Annotated in this window: 10 protein-coding genes; 6 read left to right on the top strand and 4 right to left on the bottom strand. The window is 63.2% G+C overall.

The window, feature by feature from the left end; all coding sequences use genetic code 11:
• Positions 1-128 precede the first annotated feature (128 nt).
• Entirely contained in the window at positions 129-1961 is a 1833-nt protein-coding gene (locus tag ACS8Y6_RS10625; protein ID WP_440855536.1) for a sensor domain-containing phosphodiesterase, read from the top strand.
• A gap of 49 nt (positions 1962-2010) precedes the next feature.
• Here the strand turns inward: ACS8Y6_RS10625 and ACS8Y6_RS10630 are convergent, their stop codons facing one another.
• The 4 genes from ACS8Y6_RS10630 to ACS8Y6_RS10645 all read right to left on the bottom strand — a co-directional run bounded on the left by ACS8Y6_RS10630 (position 2011) and on the right by ACS8Y6_RS10645 (position 7411).
• Positions 2011-3078 (bottom strand): dipeptidase, encoded by a 1068-nt coding sequence (locus tag ACS8Y6_RS10630; protein ID WP_440848456.1) that lies wholly within the window; start codon positions 3076-3078, stop codon positions 2011-2013.
• Between the two features lie 18 nt (positions 3079-3096).
• Positions 3097-4359 carry an alpha-hydroxyketone-type quorum-sensing autoinducer synthase gene (cqsA, locus tag ACS8Y6_RS10635; RefSeq protein WP_440848455.1) on the bottom strand — a complete coding sequence of 421 codons (1263 nt, stop codon included), beginning with the start codon at positions 4357-4359 and terminating at the stop codon, positions 3097-3099.
• A 561-nt stretch (positions 4360-4920) separates the two neighbouring features.
• Complete coding sequence (locus tag ACS8Y6_RS10640) at positions 4921-5940, bottom strand: response regulator (protein ID WP_440855537.1); 1020 nt, start codon at positions 5938-5940, stop codon at positions 4921-4923.
• Positions 5927-7411 carry a sensor histidine kinase gene (locus ACS8Y6_RS10645; RefSeq protein WP_440855538.1) on the bottom strand — a complete coding sequence of 495 codons (1485 nt, stop codon included), beginning with the start codon at positions 7409-7411 and terminating at the stop codon, positions 5927-5929. Before ACS8Y6_RS10645 ends, ACS8Y6_RS10640 begins: the two co-directional genes overlap by 14 nt.
• A 144-nt stretch (positions 7412-7555) precedes the next feature.
• Here ACS8Y6_RS10645 and ACS8Y6_RS10650 point away from each other — a divergent pair, with 144 nt between their 5' ends.
• The 5 genes from ACS8Y6_RS10650 to ACS8Y6_RS10670 all read left to right on the top strand — a co-directional run bounded on the left by ACS8Y6_RS10650 (position 7556) and on the right by ACS8Y6_RS10670 (position 18174).
• Positions 7556-9985, top strand: a complete 2430-nt coding sequence (locus ACS8Y6_RS10650) for an EAL domain-containing protein (RefSeq protein WP_440848452.1) — start codon at positions 7556-7558, stop codon at positions 9983-9985.
• Positions 9986-10555: 570 nt separating this feature from the next.
• Positions 10556-11377, top strand: coding sequence for a translesion DNA synthesis-associated protein ImuA (gene imuA / locus ACS8Y6_RS10655; protein ID WP_440848451.1), 822 nt, complete (start codon positions 10556-10558; stop codon positions 11375-11377).
• Between the two features lie 69 nt (positions 11378-11446).
• A complete protein-coding gene (locus ACS8Y6_RS10660; RefSeq protein ID WP_440855539.1) occupies positions 11447-12814 on the top strand; it encodes a Y-family DNA polymerase in 1368 nt (455 codons plus the stop codon).
• Between the two features lie 15 nt (positions 12815-12829).
• Positions 12830-15961: an error-prone DNA polymerase gene (locus ACS8Y6_RS10665; protein WP_440855540.1), complete on the top strand. Its 3132-nt coding sequence runs from the start codon at positions 12830-12832 to the stop codon at positions 15959-15961.
• Between the two features lie 167 nt (positions 15962-16128).
• Entirely contained in the window at positions 16129-18174 is a 2046-nt protein-coding gene (locus tag ACS8Y6_RS10670) for a potassium transporter Kup (RefSeq protein ID WP_440848448.1), read from the top strand.
• Positions 18175-18229 lie beyond the last annotated feature (55 nt).

The raw sequence follows: 18229 nt of genomic DNA on the forward strand, positions 1-18229 counted from the left end.
CCCTGTCATGACAGCAGGACAAGCGCTGTATCAGACAGTATTTGACAGATCAAGCGCGGATACCGACATATTGGCTATTATCGCGACAGTCGAGCCTCGCCGATCGGCTGTTCTGACACGAGCCCAACATGACCGACCCCGAGGATCCGAAGGCGGCCTTCTCCAGCGACTCGATCGCTGACGAGAAACTTCGACTCGCCGAACTGGCGGTTCTGGATATACTCGATACCGGTCCGGAAGAGCGCTTCGATCGGGTGACGCGGCTTGCCGCGAAAATCTTCGACGTGCCGACGGCGCTGATATCCTTCATCGATCACGACCGCCAATGGTTCAAGGCGCACCTTGGCCTTGAGTTGTGCGAAACCGCCCGCGGCAACCCGTTCTGCCGTCATACGCTGAATCAAGCGCTCGTATTCCGGGTCGAGGACGCGGCCATGGACCCGGCGTTCCGCGACAACTCGCTGGTCACCGGCTACCCGCACATTCGCTTCTATGCCGGTCGCGCCATACGGGGCCCCACAGGTCAGGCGGTCGGCGCCCTGTGTGTCATCGATCACAAGCCGCGCACCTTCGACGACCGGGCCCAGGATATCCTCATCGAGCTGGGCGCTCTGGTCGAGGCAGAGTTGATGCGCCTGCCCGATTGGCCGCGTGGTGCCGGGCATTCGATCGGCGAGCCGGGCCGAGCCGACCCGGCGGGCGTCGCCGGCCCTCACGACCTCATCCATGGACATGTCGACCGCCTGCTCGCGGTTGCGGCGAAGGCCAATCACCGCCTCGCGATCCTGCATCTGCGGCTCGACAACCTCCCGGAATTCAAACTCGTTCATGATGCCGGGCAGACGCAGCGTTTCATTAACCGTTGGCTGAACGACCTGCAGGACAAGAACACCGACCTGATCTACATCGCGCGATTGTCCGAGATGGCCCTCGTCGGCGTACTCGATCGTACGGGCAGCGCCGACGACATCCGCCGGCGCTGCGATGCGCTGCGCGCGCAGGCGATTCAAGCAGCGGATATCGACGATATACACTTCGTGTTCAATACCACCGCCGGTGTCAGCCTGTTCCCCGATCACGCAAGCTCGGCCCAGGAACTGATCAACAATGCGCGCCTTGCGCACGCCCGACGCCGTCCGGGCGACGCGACCGCCCTGTTCACCCCGCTGATGGCGGAGCGCTCCCAGCGCCAATCGCTGTTACAAGAGCGGTTCATGCGCGCCGTGGTCAACGATGCACTGCATTTCTGCTGGCAGCCGATTTTCGGCAATTTCGGCCGTACCCTGGTTGCCTTCGAATTGCTCGCGCGCTGGTACGATCCGCAACTGGGCGCCATCGGCCCGGAGGAATTCATACCGCTGATCGATCAACAGGAACGGCTCAAGCGCGCCCTCGTCGTCAAAGCCATCGACACCGCCTGCCGCCAGCTGGCTCGCTGGCAGACCAGGCATTCCGAACCGCCGCACATCGCCATCAATATTCCCGGCAGCGAGTTCTATCGCGACGATTTCCCCGACCTGGTGTCGTCGATACTCGGGGACCACGGCGTCGCGGGCAATCACCTGATCCTGGAACTGACCGAGCGCAGCCTCATACCCGACTTCGAGGCCACGGCGCAGACCATGCGGCGTCTGCGCCGGACCGGTATTCATATCGCGATCGACGACTTCGGCAGCGGCTATTCCTCGATTGCCTATCTGACCGAACTGCCGATTTCGTCAGTCAAGATCGACAAGAGCGTGGTGCAACAGATCGATCGCGCCGCACAGCGCTATCGACTCATGCAGAGTATCGTCGATCTCGCCCACGGCCAGAATCTGCCCACCGTGGCCGAAGGCGTGGAAACACCGGCCCAGCTCCAGCTGGTCACCGACATGCGCTGCGAATACACCCAGGGCTTTCTTCTCGGCCGGCCCCAGTCGCTGAAACAGACCGACGCACTCGTCGACCGCAGCATGTAGGCCCGCTGCCGCCGTTTCGTTCATGCCAGACAGGTTGCGCCGGTCGTATTCACCCGCCCCAGGTCGCTTCAAGCACGCGCAGCCAGTTGTCGCGGCTGATGGCCGCTATGGTGGCGGCGTCATGGCCGCGGGCCTGCATCGCCTGCGGCAGCGCCGGTAGCGAGGCGACATCCCGGATCGGGACAGGCATCGCGCGAACGCCATCGAAATCGGAACCGAGCCCCACGTGATCGGGCCCCATGATCGACAGCATGTGATCCAGATGATCGAGCATCACCTCGATCGACGTGTCCGCGCCCAACCCGCCATCGGGACGCAGAAAATAATTGGCGAAATTCAGTCCCACGATGCCGTTGCTACGCGCGATGGCGCGTAGCTGATCGTCGGTCAGATTGCGGGCATGGGGACAGATCGCGTGCGCGTTCGAATGGCTGGCGATCAGCGGCGCGTCGCTGGTGCGGGCCACGTCCCAGAACCCCTGCTCGTTCAGGTGAGACAGATCGATCGCGATACGACGCCGGTTACAGGCTGCCACGAGGGCGAAGCCGGCTTCTGTCAGTCCCGGGCCAGTATCGGGCGCGGACGGAAAACGAAACGGCACCCCTTCGCCGAATGCACTCGCCCGGCTCCAGACTGGGCCCAGGGAGCGCAGGCCGGCCGCATGAAAGACATCCAGCGCCTCGAAGTCGGTGTCAATGGCTTCCGCCCCTTCGAAGTGCAGCACGGCCGCCACCGCGCCCTCTGCCTCGGCCGCCCGGATGTCCGCAACGCTTCGGCAGATGCGAAAACGACCCTCGGAGGCGGCCTCGATTCGCAACAGGCGCGAGATCATGGTCATGACGCGCGGCGTGGCCTCGGCCGCGCTCATTGCCGGCGCCAGTGCCTTGTCGTATCCCGTTCGGGTTCGCACGAGCGGCGATCGGTCGTTGGCCGGCGGCACGAAAACCGCGAACAGACCACCCCCGAATCGCCCCCGGCGCATCCGTGGCCAGTCCAGATGCCCTTCCGCCCGTCCTTCAAGAAATTGGCGTATCGCCTCGTGCGCCGGCAGCTCGGCGAGCTGCAGCAACATGTCGTTGTGGCCGTCGAAGGTCGACGGCCACTCGGGGTCGGTCATGTCATTTCCTGTCGAACATCAGGCCGCCAGGCTCTCGACGGTATTGTTGCGCTGCGCGCGACGCGTGGACGGCCAGTTTGCCAGATCAACTTCTTCGCGGATGTCGCGACAGACCCGGATCACATGGTCGAGCTGTTCACGCGTGATGCCGGCGTTGATCGACAGTCGGATCAATGACCGCTTGGTCGCGGTGGCCGGCGCACAGAACACCGATCCAAAAACGCCGCGGGATTCCAGCGCGTCGCGGAGCACCATCGTCTGCTGTTCTCGCCCCGCTTCCAGCGCAATGATCTGGGCCTTGCTGATTTCAACGTTATAGCCCAGCGAGTCGAGGTTGCGCCTCAGATACTCGGTATTCGCAAAAAGTCGCTGGCGCTGCTCATCCGCTGCCTTGATCAGATCGAGGGTCTTGCTCAAGGCCGCGATGTCGGGCGGCAGCAAGGCCGAACTGAAGATTGCCGGGAAGGCGTTGTACTTGATGAACTGACGCAGCCGGTCGCTACAGGCGATCAAGCCGGCGCGGCCTGCAAACGCCTTGGCCAGGCTGGCAGTAACGAAATGGACCTTGTCCTGCAAACCCAGCCCGGCGACCATGCCGCTGCCCTGCCAGCCATGCGTGCCCAGCGAGTGCGACTCGTCCACGATGATCACGCAACCGGCTTTCGAGGCGACGTCCACGATTTCGCGTACCGGCGCGACGCTGCCATTGGTGCTGTACACCGAGTCGATGACCACCAGGCCCGGGCCGTTCCGCTTGATCATCGCCGCCAGATGTTCGGGACTGTTGTGCCGAAAGGGCTTGGCTTCCAGACCGGCAGCCTGAATACCCTGCCAGAGCGAGGCATGGGCCATCATGTCGATATAGACGGGAGTGCCCTTAACGCCGATGGACTGAATCAGGCCGACATTCGCGGCATAGCCGGACTGACAAAGTAGCGTGGACTCCATGGCCATCCAGCTCGCCATGCGGTTTTCGAAGTCGTCCTGCGGACTGTCGCCATGCAGATACACGGCGGACATGACCATGGTGTTGTCGGTGGCGTCGAGCGTATCGATCTGAGCCTGTCGGATGTCCGGGTGATTAGCCAGGTCGAGATAATCGTTGCTCACCAGCATCACGGCATCCTCGCTAGGGGAACGCCCGTGCATGATGTGTCCACCCTGCCAAGTCTTTTCGACGCGCTCACGATAGTAGTGATCGACGTGGGCTGAAAGAAAATCCGGCTCGGCCGCGGTGCGGGTATTGCGAGCCTGGTGATTGATGGAGGAGAGCTGGTTCATGCGAGGCCTCATTGATTCGACGATGAGAGTGGAAATGACAACAATAGATTTTGACGCAGCTGTTTCAGAAGGTGCATGACAGCTACCGAGGTACCCTAATTTTTTATAAAAATCGCCCGGTTTTCAAATTAACCGCTGTAGCCACGATTCAGCTTACCCAATATCGGCGCCCAAGGGCCTCGGTTCAGTGCATTGCCTCCAATCTCAATCGCATCACCTGCGGTTTTTTCAGCCCTTGTAGGCGGCTTGTTGCAATCGCCGGGCGCGGCTCCGCAATCGTCATACAAATCAATGCCTAGGCCGATGGGCGACCCGTGCGACGAGGCCTTCGCGTGGCGACTGGGGCGCGAGTGGGTAGAGGCCGCCGCACGCCATTTGCCGCTTATATCCGCAGGGCAATCGACCGCACCGTGCGCAATGCGTTGGATTGGCGCCCGCCCGCGGCGCGCGCCCGGGCCCCGCCAGACCGCGAGGTTTGCGCGCGACACCGGCGACAGGAGACACACGCCCGCCAAAACGCGTGATTGCAATACGACGCCCCGACGAGCCGGAATGAACCGGTTACATTAATGAGTAACCGACCGTGTCCAGCCACTCAAGGAATTCGTTGTAACTGGGACGGGCCTGTATACAGTCGGTGGTACAGGACATGTCGAACAGGCTCCAGCGTAAATCGTCGGCCGCCTCACCAAGCTCGGCCGCGCGCGCGGTATGGGCCGACCAGTCCAGTTCATGATAGACGGAACTGTTGGGGTCGAGCATGAGCGTGCCCGCCGCCAGGCCGTCGACGATCGGTGCCGGAGCGCCGGCAGCGCGCGCGCGCTGTGCTTCGCGCGCTCTTTCGTCGCGGCTCTGGATGACCAGCCGTTTGACCTGGCCGGCGGCATCGGCGAACACGAACCCCGTGGGCTCGATGGCGAGGTAATACTCCACCAGCCCCCGCTCGGTGCGCAGCCGCTCGATCAGCCGCGCCACCGCTGGCTCCTTGAGTAGGCCGGGCAAGTCGACGGGAAACACATCCGCCGCGGCGGTGAACACATCGCGGATATATGCCTGTTGAAATTGACGGATCGCCTGGTTGAGCGTGTCGTAAACCGCGTGCTCATGCTTGCGGATGTACTGATCGATGATGCCGTGATTGAAGGCGTCGACCGCCACCGATTCCGTGGCCACTCCCGTGAACAATATTTTCTTGACGTGTGGATCCTTGATCTGGCGGCAGAACTCGAGCCCGTTCATCTGCGGCATGGCGTAATCGACCAACGCCACCGAAATCTGGGCAAAGCGGTCGGACGCCTGCATCTCGCGATGCAGGGCGCCGATATCGAGCTCGAGCGACTCGCGATGGTTATCGCCGCTGTCGCCGTGGCCGTTTTGCAGCGCCTTGAAAAAACGGTCGCGCGCGGCGCCATTCGGCTGACGCCCGTTCAGGTAACTCAGCGCCTTATGGGTTGAATCGAATAGCAGATAGGCCAGATCAGCATCGAGCTGCAGGCTGAGATTGCCGAGAAAGTCGATATCGTCATCGACCAGAACAATCTGCGTCGGGTGGAAATACGGCGCCAGTTCAATCGTGGCCATCGTCGGCGACCTCCGGAAAGCTCATAATGAATTCAGTGTATTCGCCCAGCACCGAATCGCAGCGGATATACCCGCCGAAGCTGTCGATGACAAGACGCACGAAAGCCAGGCCGATCCCGGTCCCCTGGCCACGCGGCATGCCCGAGTAGAAACGCTCGAAGATCCGTGGCACTGCCTCCGGGCGTATACCGGGTCCCGTGTCCCGAAAATGCAGGTGATGTATGCCGGAAGCGGAGCGGGAAGTCCAGATCACAATACGCCCCCCGTTCTTGCGTGCCAGATGATACAAGGCGTTCTTGAGCAGATTGAACAGCACATGCACCATCAAGAGCTTGGAGCCATGGAACACGAAATCGGGGCCGCCCGCCCGTTCGATCCAGTCCCGTTCACGTGTCGAATGAAATGGATAACGCTCGAGTGCGGTGGCGACGCAATCCGCGATGGACACCGATTCGAAGGTCGAGCGATCAATGGCGGCACGGCTGGAGTTGACCAACAGCATGTCCAGTACGGCGCTGGTGTACTCGCTTTCCGTATGAATACGGTTGAGGACCGATTGGATCTGCTGAAAATGAGCTTGTCGGATCGGGCGTACCGGCAACGAATGCTGGCGGGCCAGTTCATAGCCTTCGATGAGAGTCGGCAGATAGGCATTCAACCCGCGCGCGCCACTGCGTATGCCGAGCAGCGGCGTACGCAACTCATGGGCCATGGTGCCGACGGCGTCGGTGATGGCGGCGAGTTTCTCCCGTGCCACGAGTTCAGATTTGTAGTTGAAGGCGCTACCCGCAACGAGTCCGAAGAGATAGATGGACACCAGTACCGGGAGTGGAATATCGCCCTGGACCTGGAACCCCCCGCCCAGGGCGACAAAAACAGCCCAGGCCAGCAGTGCGCCCGATATCGACAGAATGAGCGTCATCAACCAGTCGAACACCAGGATCACCAGCAGCATTAACGCCGCCATCGTCGACAGCGCCCATACGGATGACAGGTGATTGAGCAACGTCATCAGAACGAAGAAGAAGGGCAACTGGAACAGCAGGATGAATAACCAGTAGATCGCCAACCACTGTTCCATGTTGCGATGTCTCGACAGTTGACGTTCGAACAGCATGGGAATCGAGAACAGAACGCATATCGAACGCAGCCAGACACTTTCAAAAGGTTGCGGATAGATATCCTGCCAGATGTAGTAGTACAGCGGCTGGCCGATGATCTCCACGATGGCGAAGGTGGCCATGCTGGCGCGGGCATAAGTGGCACTCTGCTGTAGCGAGGCGGCCAGCCGCGTCCATACTCGCCGCAGGATGACTTGCCAGTAGAAAAGCAGCGCCTCTCGAAGATTTCGGTGCTGCCGGTCATTAGGTTGCGCCGCGTGACGATTGACACGGGCATCTTCACTCTGAGAAGAATCCGTCATGTCACCCCACGCCCCCCCCAAAGTCGGAATATCGAGACCGATACGCAATACTGCGATTCCTTCAGTATACTGGCTCGGCATAGATCCCGTTGCGATGCCAAATGTCCCGACTCACAAGACAGCGTGGTCGTACGCCCTGTTCAGGCGGCGTCCAGCCGGTAGGTCGCGGCCCTCTCTAGGGCACGCGCGATCATGCCTGCCACTCGACGCATACTCTACGGCTGCCTCGGTCTTCTTCTGTTCAGTCAATTCGCGGCGCTCGGCGTCGCCTGTCTCAGCGCCCCGCGTCGCGACATGATCACCCTGCTCATCGCGGCGCTCGGTTGCGCACTGGCAATCGTTCTGCTGTGCATCATCTGGCGCCAGGATCGGCGCAGCCGGGTCAGCGGCGCGGCGGCGCTGGCCGAATGGATCGAGCAGGTCGATGTCAGCGCCGACGACCTGCCCCAGTTCGATCATGCCCTGGCCAGCCGCGCCCCGCGCCTGACCGGCGCCATCGAGACCTTGATCGCGCGAGTCCATGATTATCGCGACAAGCTGCTCGTGCGGCATCAGCGGGTCCAGCGACTGCTTCGCAACGTTACCGACGTGTTGTATCACGCCGACCGGGACGGCCGCCTGACCTGGGTTACCGACTCGGTGTCGGACATGCTCGGCTACACACCGCAGGAGTTACGCGGTTATTCCCTGGCGCAGCTGCTGGCGGACCCGGATACCGATCTGCCGATACTCACGCAAAGCGCCAACATCGTGCGTTATCCCACACGCGTGTTTCGCAGCGATGGCAGCATTGCCTGGTTGCTGGTTTCGGCACGCCGCATCGACGACGCCGAAGGCCGGATCGTGGGCAGCGAGGGCATCTGTCGTGATGGCACGCGCCTGATCGAGACCCAGCGCCAGCTCAACCAGGAAAAGGAGCGGGCCCAGGTCACGCTGGCGGCCATCGGCGACGGGGTGATTACCACGGACGCCAGCGGTACGATCGACTACGTCAATCCGCGCGGTCAGCACATGCTGGCGCGAAAGATGAAACAGGTTCAGGGGCGCGCCTTCGAAAACGTCTGTCGATTGTTCGACCCGGACAAGAAAGAGTTCGTCGACGGGCTGGTCACGGACTGTCTCGAGACCGGCATCTCGCGCGAGTGGGCCAACGCCCTGGCCCTGGTGGGCGATCAGCTGCCTACCCGGGACCCGAACGACTATCGCTCGGTGACGGTTACCGTCTCCGCGATCCGCGACGAGAAGAGCCGGATCATCGGTGCGGTGGTGGTGCTGCACGACGTGACGCGGCTTGAGCGCGTCTCTCGTGAGCTGACCTATCAAGCCAACCACGATTCGCTGACCGGACTGCTCAATCGGCGCGCCTTCGAACGCCAGCTCCGACAGGTGCTGGAAACGACCCGAGTGAACAAGATCCGGCATACGCTATGCTATCTTGATCTGGACCAGTTCAAGCTGATCAACGACAGCTGTGGTCACCATGCCGGCGATGCGATGCTGCGCCAGCTGTCGTCGCAGATGATCACCCAACTCAGACCCCACGACACCCTGGCCCGGCTCGGCGGGGACGAGTTCGGCATCATCTTCGAGGAAACCGACCTGGAAACCGCGCAGGCGGTGGCCGAACGCCTGCGGCAATGGCTCGAGGGGTTTCGCTTTGAATGGGAGGGCAAGGCGTTCCGTCTCGGCGCAAGCCTCGGCCTGAGCGTCGTCGGGGAAGACTCGATCAGCGCCGCCGAACTGCTGCGGCGTGCCGACACCGCCTGTTATCTGGCCAAGGAACAGGGGCGGAACCAGGTTCGCGTCTATCATCGCAACAGTGATGAAGCGCGCATGCGCGACTACGAGATCGAGCGCATGCAACAGATCAACGAAGCGCTCGACGAGCATGGCTTCGTTCTGCACGCCCAGCCCATTGCGCCGTTGATGCCCCGAACCGAAGATTGGCGCATGGGAAGCGAACTGCTACTGCGAATGAAGGGCGACCCTGGCGCGATGATCTCCCCGCAGAACGTGTTGCTGACGGCGGAACGCTACAGCATGGCATCGCGTATCGATCGCTGGGTGATCAACCACGCCCTGCAGCTGATCGCCCGGTACGATGCGGACTGCCCCCGCATCGGCTACTACAGCATCAACATTTCCGGCCAATCGATCACCGACGAACAATTCGTCGGCTTCGTGCGCGAATGCATCGACCGCTCGGGCGTCGACCCGAAACGGCTGGTCTTCGAGATCACCGAGACCGCGGCCGTGACCAACCTGCAGCGTGCCGCCGACCTGATGCGCTCCCTGCGCGCGATCGGCTGTCGGTTCGCGCTCGACGATTTCGGCAGCGGCGTGAGTTCGTTCAGCTATCTCAAGCACCTGCCCTCGGACTTCGTGAAAATCGACGGCAAGCTGGTTCGCCACCTCACCGAAGACCCGGTCGAACATTCCATCATCGAAGCACTCAGCAAGGTCAGCCAGGCCGTCGGCCTGCGCACGGTGGCCGAACAGGTCGAGACCAAGGAACAACTCGATGCGCTGGAGCGGATCGGCATCAATTATGTGCAGGGTTACTATATCGCGCGGCCCATGCCTTTCGAGCAGTTCATCGAAAGCATGAAGGCTGAGCCATAGGACCTGCGGTCGTTTGACCCGCCGCGCCGTTGCGCTGCGCCCCGAAGTGGGGCCGACAAGGCGGCCGGAGCTGCCATCATGCCGCGGGCGGCGATCAAACCCGGATGGCTCCCAATTCGAAGGGCTGGCAACCCTGGCACGCGATACCCGCGCGCGCCAACGCATTGCCTGCCGGCGCCCTGATCTTCCGTCTTATTTGCGCTCATTCGCGTGCATTGGCGGACAAAATGCCCTGGCTTATCCCCCCGCTGCGTGTCGGAGATATTAATCCGGCACAGAAATAGATGATTTTTCGGGTTAATAGCGCGAATATGCGACCGTATGCTCGTCGCGGCCATTGGCCGCGAAGCCTTTGAAAATAAAAGACGGACAGGCGCGGGCTTTTATTTTTGAAGGCGTTGGAAACAGCTGATGAATTCAGCTGTTTTGATACCGGTTTAATAATTCAGTGCCGCGTTGTCCCATTCGCCGTATCGCCTGATGCGGCTCATCCCCGCGCCGTGCCCGGGCACGAACCGACGTTGCAACAGGCCCTAGTCAACGCCTTTAAAACTGTATATAAATACAGTTATGCAAACACGTGAACCCAATCCGAGTAACAACAGCCCGGCGGCTGCGCTGGAGGCGCGCTGGCAACGATTCGGCGTACACCGTGCCAGCCGCGCCGCGGCCCCCCTGACCTGGTCGAGCGGCTGGCCCTGGCTCGATGCGCTGCTGCCCGGCGGGGGCTATCCTCTGGCCGCGGTCACGGAATTTCTGGTGGAATCCGCCGGCCGGGGCGAACTCAGCCTGCTTCTCGCGGCGCTCAAACCCCGGCTGGAAGCCTGGCCCGATAGCCGGCTGGTCTTTGTCGAACCGCCGCATCGGCTGAATGCTCCCGCACTGGACGGCGCCGGCATTGATCGCGCACGCGTTCCGGTCATTCGCTGCCGCGACACCGCCGAGAGAGTCTGGAGCATCGAGCAGCTGGCGGCGGCCGGCGGTTTCGTGGCCTTCGTGCTCTGGGACGATAATCTGGATACGCCGGCATTGCGTCGCCTGCAGTTGGCCAGCGAAAAAGCCGGCGGCCCCGTTTTCGTCTATCGCGATCTGGCCTGCGCCCGGCACCGATCGCCGGCCGCCTTGAGGCTGGCAATCCAGAGCCGAAACGGGCGACAGAAAATCGAAGTACTGAAATGCCGGGGCCCTGCCGGCGGAACCGCTGACGGCCTGAAGGCCGCACGCGACCGCGGATGGGCCCCAGTACAAGGCGCGATCGTACCCGCCGAAGCGGCCAATCGCGAGAGCGCGCCGATGGCCGGGACTGGCACACCGCGCACGGCCAGCCCCGGCTCCGCAGGCCCGGGGGCCACAATGAACCCAAACGCGCCAGGCTGCTCGCACACCCGATAACCCATGTGGCTGGCGTTGCGCTTTCCGAATTGGGCACTGGATTGCCGGGGCGTAGCGCAGGAACGCCCCATGCTTGTGGTTGAAACCATCGGCCCGCGCCAGCGGGTGGTCGCGGCCAATCGCATGGCCCGATCGCATGGCGTGAGGCGGGGCATGGCTCTGGCCGATGCGCGAATGCGTCTGCCCGAGGCGGCGCTTCATGAGCGTAGTCGAGCGGCCGAAACGGCCGCCATGACCCGGCTGGCCGGCTGGGCCTGGCGCTACAGCAGCCAGATTCACTGGGCGATCCAGGATCAGGATATCGAATGCGCCCGACTGATTATCGAGATCGGCGCCAGTCTCCGCCTGTTCGGAGGCCGACGCCCCCTGCTCGCCGCCATTCGCGACGACCTGAAATGGATGCATTACGCTTGTCGCGCCGGCCTGGGCGATACGCCGCAGGCCGCCCTCGCCTTCAGCCGGGTGCGCCGCGGCAGCCCCGATGCGGCCGCGTTGGCCACCCTGCCTGTTGCCTGTCTGGATCTCGACACCGCCACGCGTGACACGCTCGCGGCCAGCGGCTTTCGGCAGGCCGGCGAACTGCTGGCCTTGCCGCCGTCCACCCTGGTCCGGCGCTTCGGCAAGACCCCACTGCTTTATCTGGAGCAACTGCGAGGACGCCGGCCTCATGGGCTACGTCTCTACGAACGGCCGCCACGCTACCGCACCCATCACGAGCTCATCGGCGCGGTTGAAAGCACCGCGGGTCTCATCTTCACCCTACGGCGCATATTCGCAGAGCTTTCGGTCTTCCTGCGTGGCACGGACTGTGCGCTACAGACACTGCGCCTGAGTCTGGTTCACGAACGCCGGCCCGCGACCCGGGTCACGCTACGGTTATCGGCCCCCACCCACGACGCCCGGCACCTGGAGCGGGTGGCCTGCGAACGCCTCGAGCGCGTCACGCTGGCGGCGCCCGTAACCGAAATCGGCCTGGTCAGTGACCGGCTTCGCCCCGCCGAACACCGACAAGATGCGTTCTGGCATCAAGGCGAACCGCGTGCCGACGCGACCTGGCCGGGGGTGCTTGATCGCCTGCGCGCCCGTCTCGGTCCGCAGGCGGTTCGCTGGCTGGATGCACCTGCCGATCATCGGCCCGAGCAGGCCTCGATCGAACGCGACAGCGAACCGCCCCGAGCCGCGCTCGATGACGATGGCGATGCTCTGCCGCGCCCGCTGTGGTTGCTCGATCCGCCCGAACGCATCGGCCCCGAAGCACTCGATGCCATGCACTGGATCAGTGGCCCGGAACGCATTGAAAGCGGTTGGTGGGATACAGGGCAGCGGCGCGACTACTACCGTGCCTTCGACCCCCGGGGGCGCCTGCTCTGGGTGTTTCGCGATCTGAACGCAAGCGACCCCGCGGCCGGCTATTTCCTGCATGGACTGTTTGGCTGAGGCCGGCGACATAACATGAGAAATCACTTTAACGCACTTGAAATTGATTATTCAGAGCTTTGTTGTGTCAGCAATTTTTCATTTCATCGTGGCGCCTCCCACCCCGAGGAATTATTCGAGCGTGCGGCATATCTTGGTTACAGCGCTCTGGCCATCACCGATGAATGCAGCCTCGCGGGCGCCGTGCGGGCACTGCTCGCATCCGAGCGCGTGGGGCTTCGGCTCATCCTCGGCAGCCGCCTGGCGCTGGCTGAAGGCCCGACGCTGGTGGTTCTGGCGCGAGACCACCGTGGCTACACCCAGCTTTGCCGCCTGATCACGCGCGCGCGCCGGAATGCCGACAAGGGCCGCTACCGCCTGACACGCGCCGACCTGGATAGGCTCGAACTCGATGCCTGCTGGCTGCTCGCGTTGCCGGACCACGGCCGGCCACCCGGCCCGGCCCTGCACGAATTTCTGGCCTGGTTGAGCGTGCATTACCCGCGCACTGCCCGGATCGCTCTGGCCCGGCACCGCGGCCCGCATGATCTCCTCCACGTGGAACGCCTGAATCGCCTGCGTTTGCAATACGGGCTGCCAATCGTGGCAGTCGGCGATGTGCATATGCACAGCCGTTCGCGCCGGGCCCTGCAAGACGTCTTGACGGCGCTGCGTCTGGGCACCCGTGTTGCCGGGGCCGGTCATGCCCTGGCGGCCAACGGCGAACGTTATCTGCGACCGCGTCGCACGCTGGCCGCGTTGTATCCGCCCGACGCCCTGGCCGAGGCCCGCCGCATCGCCGACGATTGCCGTTTCGACCTGCGCACCATTCGTTATGACTACCCGGGCGAACTCGTTCCGGCTGCCCATACTTCAAGTAGCTTCTTGAAAGTTCTGGTGGAGGAAGGGGCCGCAAGTCGCTGGCCTGACGGGGTTTCCGATGCGGTTAGAAAAAAGATCGATGAGGAACTCGAAATCATCGAGTTCATGGATTACCCGCACTATTTCCTGACCGTCCGCGACATCGTGGTCGAAGCACGGCGACGCGGGATTCTGTGCCAGGGACGCGGCTCGGCGGCCAACTCGGTGGTCTGCTTCTGCCTGGGCATCACGGAAGTCGACCCGACCCGGCACGAACTCCTGTTCGAGCGCTTCATTTCGCGCGACCGCAACGAGCCGCCCGATATCGATGTGGACTTCGAGCACGAACGCCGCGAGGAAATCATCCAGTACATCTACAACAAGTACGGACGATCGCGGGCCGCCCTGGCCGCCACCGTGATCCGTTATCGGCCGCGCAGTGCCATGCGCGATGTGGCGCGCGCCATGGGTTTGTCCGCCGATCAGATCGACACGCTGGCCGGCGAACTGTCACGCCGGGCCGATGACGGCACGCTGGATGAACAACTGGCAGCGCGCGGCGTACGCATCGACGCGCGCTTGCTGCATCAGATTCTGGTGCTGGTCGACACGCTGATCGGCTTTCCGCGCCATCTGTCACAACACGTGGGCGGCTTCGTGCTCAGCCAATGCCCACTGGAAGAACTGGTGCCGGTCGAGAATGCGGCCATGGTCGATCGCACGATCATCCAGTGGGACAAGGACGACCTGGAAACCGTCGGCCTGATGAAGATCGATGTCCTGGCGCTCGGCATGTTGACCTGTATCCGGCGCTGCTTCGATCTGATTGCCGGCTACACCGGCCATCTCGGCTCGATGTCCAGCCTCCCCGGCGGCGATCCCGACACCTACCGAATGATTCAGCGCGCCGATACCGTCGGTGTCTTCCAGATCGAATCACGCGCGCAGATGACCATGCTGCCGCGCCTGAAGCCCAGGTGTTTCTTCGATCTGGTGGTGGAGGTGGCCATCGTGCGGCCCGGCCCGATCCAGGGCGGCATGGTGCATCCCTATCTCAAGGCGCGTGAGCATCCGGGCCACATCACCTACCCCAACGAAGCCTTGCGCAGCGTGCTCGAACGCACCCTGGGCGTGCCGATCTTTCAGGAGCAGGTCATGAAAATCGCCATGGTCGCCGCCGATTTCAGCGGTGACGAAGCCAACGGACTGCGCAAATCGATGGCGGCCTGGAAACGGGAAGGCGGCCTGGAGCCCTGGCGAGACCGGCTCAAGTCCGGCATGCGAAGGAATGGGTATGCGGAAGAATTCGCCGACCGAATCTTTGAACAAATCAAGGGGTTCGGCAGTTATGGCTTCCCCGAATCGCATGCGGTGAGCTTCGCCCTGCTGGTTTATGTGTCGGCCTATCTGAAGTGCCATTATCCGGCCGCGTTCGCAGCAGCACTGCTCAACAGCCAGCCGATGGGGTTCTATGCACCGTCCCAGATCGTGCGCGATGCCCGCCGGCACGGGGTGGCGGTCCGGGCTGCCGATGTCCGCTATTCACAGGGCGATTGCACGCTGGAAGGCGCGCCGGGCGAAGCCGCGGGTTGCAACGACCGTCCAGCGCTGCGTCTCGGCCTGCGGATGATCAAGGGGCTGGCCCCCGACGCCGCGGACCGAATCGTGACGGCGCGCACCCGGCAGGCTTTCGACAATGTGGCGGATCTGGTGACACGCGCCCGGCTGAACCGGCGCGCCCGCGATGCCCTCGCGCGTGCCGACGCGCTGACGGGCCTGGCCGGCCATCGGCACCGAGCACAGTGGCAGATCGCGGCCGCGCGAGTGCACGACGACCTGTTCGCGGGTATCGACGCCCCCGAACCCGGGATTGCACTCCCCGAGCCGAGCGAGGCCGCGAACATCGTGGCCGATTATCACAGCACCGGACTGACGCTGCGCCGTCATCCCATGGCGCTGCTGCGCCCCGGCCTGGCGCGCACGGGCACAATCACGGCCGTGGCCTTCAATCGCCTGACACACCAGGCGCGCGCCCATGTGGCCGGCATCGTGACCATGCGCCAGCGCCCCGGCAGCGCCAGGGGCGTGACCTTCGTCACCCTCGAGGACGAAAGCGGTTGCGTGAACGTCATCATCCGCCGCGACGTGCTGGCGCAATACCGCATCGCGGTGCTATCCGCCCGTATGCTGCGGGTGACCGGCGTGATGCAGCGTGCCGGCGCGGTGCGACATTGCCTGGCACACGAGATCGTCGACGACACCGCACGGCTCGGCGCGCTCGACACACGATCACGCGATTTTCATTGATCACCCATTCACCGGCACAGACATGCGCCTTCAGCCGCCGATGCAACGGCCTGCCGCGTATTCATGCGACGCTCCTCGCCACCATCCATCCGATAGTATCGTGAGCGTAACCACGATTATGACAGGCGACCGAGACGCCGCCCGATTCGCTTCAAGGATGCCGCCGCATGACGAATGATCGATCCGATCCGGACGAAAAACGCGACAACGACGCCGAGCATGCGTCCGCCGACGAAAACAACGGAGAAAACGCATCCGGAAAAAGCGAACAGGAGCAGATCGCTCAGGCGCATTCGCCCGAAGAACAGGCCGAGAGCGGCGAGAAGAAAGAGACCCCGATCGGCCCGGGGCGCCTGCTGACCCTGTCGCTCGGCGCGCTCGGCGTATCCTATGGCGATATCGGCACCAGCCCGCTGTACGCGCTGCGGGAATGCTTCAAGGGTTCGAGCCACCTGGCGCCGACCAACGCCAACGTCATCGGCATACTGTCGCTGATCTTCTGGGCGCTCATTCTGGTCGTGTCGACCAAATACATGATGTTCGTCACCCGGGCGAACAACAACGGCGAAGGCGGCATGCTCGCCCTGGTCGCCCTGCTCAACCCGTGGCGTCGCGACGCCGGGCGGCACTCGGCTGTTCTGCTCAAGCTCGGCGTGTTCGGCAGCGCCCTGCTCTATGGCAGCTTCATGCTCACGCCGGCCATTTCGGTCTCGAGTGCTGTCGAGGGCCTGAACGTCGCCACCTCGATCTTCAAGCCGTACGTGATTCCGATCACGATCGTGATCCTGATCGCGCTGTTTTCGATCCAGAGCCGCGGCACGGCAACCGTCGGCCGGTTCTTCGGTCCGGTGATGATCCTCTGGTTCCTCACCCTGGGCACGCTGGGCGTGTACGGCATCCTGCACGAACCGAGTGTGCTGGCGGCGATCGACCCGCTGCATGCGCTGGCCTTCTTCGTTCGCAATCACGGCACCGGTTTCGTGGTGCTCGGCGCGGTATTCCTGGTGGTAACCGGCGGTGAAGCCATGTATGCCGACATGGGCCATTTCGGCCGCCGCCCGATCCAGATCGCCTGGTTCGGCCTGGTCCTGCCGGCGCTGCTGCTGAACTACTACGGCCAGGGCGCGATGCTGATCCACGCGCACGGCGCCTCGGCGAACCAACCCTTCTACGAACTGGCACCGGGCTGGGCGCTGTATCCGCTGGTGGTGCTCGCCACAGCCGCGACGGTGATCGCCTCGCAGGCCGTGATCTCGGGCGCTTTCTCGCTCACACGTCAAGCGGTGCAGCTCGGTCAGCTGCCGCCGATGCGGCTGTTCCAGACCTCATCCGAGGAATACGGCCAGATCTACGTGCCGACGCTGAACTGGCTGCTCATGCTCGCGACCATCGGGCTCGTGCTCGGCTTCCGCACCTCGACCAACCTCGCCTGGGCCTACGGCGTGGGCATCTCGTTCGCGATGACCATTACCACCTGTCTGGCATTCTTCATCATGCGCGAGCGCTGGAAATGGCCGCTGTGGATCGCCCTGCCGCTCACCCTGGGTTTCCTCGCCGTCGATCTGCCGTTCTTCGGCGCGAATATCCTCAAGATCCCGCATGGTGGCTGGTTCCCGGTGGCCACTGCGGTTCTGGTCTATACCCTGATGTCGACCTGGCGCCGCGGGCGCGAACTGCTGCGCCAACGCCTGGTGGAAGACGAACCGGTCCCGCTCGACGAATTCATCCGGGATCTCGCCACCGACGACACCGTGCGCGTCAAGGGCACGGCGATATTTCTGACCGGCAGCGATGCCGGCACGCCGCCGATGCTGCTGCATCACCTGGAGCACAACCAGGTATTGCACGAGCATGTGCTGCTGCTCACCGTGCGAACCGAGGACGTGCCGCGCATCCCCGCGGCCGACCGGCTCGAAATCGACGATCTCGGCGAAGGCGTCTACCGCGTTTTCGCGCGCTACGGTTTCATGCAGAATCCGAACGTGCCGGTCGCGGTCCGGCTGTGCGAACGCTTCGGCCTGGATTTCGATACCGACAAGGCGACTTACTACATCGGGCGCGCGACCATCATTCCCACCGACGAAGTGCCCGGCATGATGCTCTGGCGCGAAAAACTGTTCGCTTTCATGTCGCGCAACGCCATTCAGCCGACCTCCTACTACCGCGTGCCCCCCGATCGCGTGATCGAATTCGGGCTACGGGTGGAAATCTAGGCGTTTACGTCCACACATAAGCACGCTATCCGGCGCGACAGGGCGCGACCGCAGC

The sequence above is a fragment of the Salinisphaera sp. RV14 genome (assembly GCF_052044135.1).
Taxonomy (GTDB): Bacteria; Pseudomonadota; Gammaproteobacteria; order Nevskiales; family Salinisphaeraceae; genus Salinisphaera.